This is a genomic window from Xylophilus sp. ASV27, from assembly GCF_016428875.1.
Lineage (GTDB): Bacteria > Pseudomonadota > Gammaproteobacteria > Burkholderiales > Burkholderiaceae_C > Xylophilus.
On the sequence record NZ_JAELTO010000457.1, the window covers coordinates 1 to 235 of the forward strand.

Consider the following 235-nt stretch of genomic DNA (forward strand, 5'->3'; position numbering starts at 1 on the left):
TTTCACCCAGCTGGGCGGCCGCAACTACCTGGCCCGCCTCAACGCCGATGGCTCGCTGGACACGGGCTTCAATCCCGGCGCCAACAGCACGGTGTACAGCCTGGCCGTGCAGCCCGACGGCAAGGTACTGGTGGGGGGCGCTTTCAACCAGCTGGGCGGCCAGAGGCGCAACGGCCTGGCCCGCCTCAACGCCGATGGCTCGCTGGACACGGGCTTTGATCCCGGCGCCAACGGC

The 235-nt window shown here is 69.8% G+C and carries 1 protein-coding gene; it reads left to right on the plus strand.

Going from position 1 to position 235, the window contains the following annotated elements; all coding sequences use genetic code 11:
• Window positions 1-235, plus strand: a 235-nt coding sequence (locus tag JHD63_RS23770; RefSeq protein WP_198973221.1) for a delta-60 repeat domain-containing protein, incomplete at both ends; no start/stop codon positions are given.